The sequence below is a fragment of the Brunnivagina elsteri CCALA 953 genome, from assembly GCF_002289455.1.
Classification (GTDB): Bacteria; Cyanobacteriota; Cyanobacteriia; order Cyanobacteriales; family Nostocaceae; genus Brunnivagina; species Brunnivagina elsteri.
Genome location: NZ_NTFS01000653.1, coordinates 1 through 2,252 on the forward strand (window position 1 = coordinate 1; position 2,252 = coordinate 2,252).

General features: G+C 40.5%; 1 protein-coding gene and 1 pseudogene. Both read right to left on the minus strand.

The window, feature by feature from the left end; all coding sequences use genetic code 11:
* Window positions 1-207, minus strand: a pseudogene (locus tag CK510_RS29540) (hypothetical protein); the annotation flags it as partial.
* Between the two features lie 553 nt (window positions 208-760).
* A complete protein-coding gene (locus tag CK510_RS29550) occupies window positions 761-1,876 on the minus strand; it encodes an ABC transporter permease (RefSeq protein WP_095725008.1) in 1,116 nt (371 codons plus the stop codon).
* Between the last annotated feature and the right edge of the window lie 376 nt (window positions 1,877-2,252).

The following is a 2,252-nucleotide window of genomic DNA, read 5'->3' on the forward strand; positions in this document are numbered from 1 at the left end:
TTGACAGATGAACTGGCGACATTTTTCTAGCCAATCGTTTAAACTTCTGTCTGCTTCCCGTGCAGTTTCCCGCATAACCAGCAGTGGTACAGCATCTTCAACGTAACCTTCACACTCTTCTATGGTATCCAAAGCTGCTAAAGCCTCTGCATTATCTGCCAATTGGCTGCGAAACTGAGTAATTTCTTCTGGTGTAACGGTAATCATTTAATAGTTTTAACCAGTAAATATACGAACTATTCAGCAATTATACATTTAATGCCGAATCTGGAGATATGACGCTGACACTACATCAATAGTAGGAATAATCTTGGAGTGCGATCGCATTCCCTAACCAGACTTCTGACGCTTCGCCATTTTTGTAAAACTCAAACAACAATGTGGGCATTCTCCTTGTAGCCAATCAGCCGGAATTGGGAAAGGAGTCATTTTTCTACAACTTTTATTGCCTTCTTTATAGGTTTTGACAATAAACTCTTGCCATAATGTTACTTTTTTGTATAACGACATTTAATTTGTTAATCGACACTTTAATTGTGTAGGGTTTCGGGTTTATTTTATGCTAATAGAAAATACGATCGCACCAAATTATCGTTTCATTAAAAGGGGAGCGTCTCAAAAACATACGGCAAGTCGAGATTCTTCGCTTCGCTCAGAATGACAGCGGTGTTTTTACGAAAGTGAGATGCTTCCCATTAAAAGTGCGATCGCATCAACCAAGGAGACAAAAACTCATCTTCCAATGCCCAATGCCCAAACTTTATCTTTGCATACTGCGGGGGTCGAGAGCGTCACGCAATCCATCTCCGAGTAAGTTGAACGCTAACACCGTCAAAATAATTAACGATGCTGGAGGAATTATTAACCAAGGTTGCAATACCAAGATAGAAGCATTGGTTGCGATTGAGAGCATATTACCCCAAGATGGGTCTGGTTGTTGAATCCCAAGACCAATGACGCTAAGTACCGCTTCCGCTTCAATAAAGCCAGGAATTGATAGGGTTGCAGCGATAATAATGTAAGTTGCAGTTTGGGGCAAAACATGACGAATGATGATATATAAAGGCGTACCTCCCATTGCTTTTGCGGCTTGGATAAATTCCCGTTCTTTGATAGACAGTACTTGTCCACGAATAACCCGCGCTAAACCAGCCCAACGGATAAATGAGGTAATGACTACGATCAGTAAAAAGCGCTCGGTACTGCTGAGATTGGGGGGTAATACAGCCGCTAATGCCAGTAGTAAGTAGATACTAGGAATTGTCATGATGACTTCTACAACTCTCATGATTGCGCTATCCGTCCAGCCTGCAAAATAGCCAGAAATTCCCCCAACAATCATACCGAGAGGGAAGGATATGGCGACACCAATAATACCAATAAATAAGCTAATACGACCGCCATATAGTAGACGGCTGAATTGATCGCGGGCTTGGTCATCAGTACCAAGAATATTTATTTTACCTTCGCCAGTGGTGCCAAAAAGATGTAATTTGAGGGGAATTCCGGAGAATATTTCTGTTTCTTCCCATTTTGGCGGTAATGGAGCTTTGAGTTCAAACAAGCGATATTCTGAACCTTGGACAAAGAGTCTAATCGGTGAAGGTTTTGTGTAGTCTACGATAATTTGGCGATCGCCTGTTTTTAAGTCAGTTTTTCCTTGTGTTGTCGGATAAACATGGGGACCGATGAATTTGCCAGATTGGTCTGCCCAACGTATTCTAGTTGGTGGAAGTAGGGAACCGTTTGTTTGTGCTTCGTAAGGATTGTAAGGGGAAACGAAATCAGCCGCAATTACTGCTGTGTAGAAAACTAATAACAATATTGCCCCAAATTTTGCCAAGGAATTTTTCTTTAATCGATGCCACCAGTTCATACGCTTTAAGAGCCAATTGTCAATGGCTAGTAGTTAGTAAGTCATAAGTTAATAGTTAATAGTTAACGCTGGCTGGCAAATTGTCAATCACTTACAAGATTCTTTACTTTGGAGGATGTTTATAAATCAGGCATGAGAACGAAATAAACGGGGTTTCGACAAGAAGCGTGAGGCTTTAGATTTATTTTACAAGTATTTATTTTCTAAGTACAGAGAGAAGGGAACATCTAGAAATAGATTATCCCAAATTCCTGTAGCAGGGCTGTTTCATTCTTTATAGAAAAATCTAGTCTTATTTTTTCGTTTGAATTTAGGTTAGTCGTAGGGTTCGGGTTTCCCCTGCCCTACAATACCGTGTGAATTACTTATTTTCAGA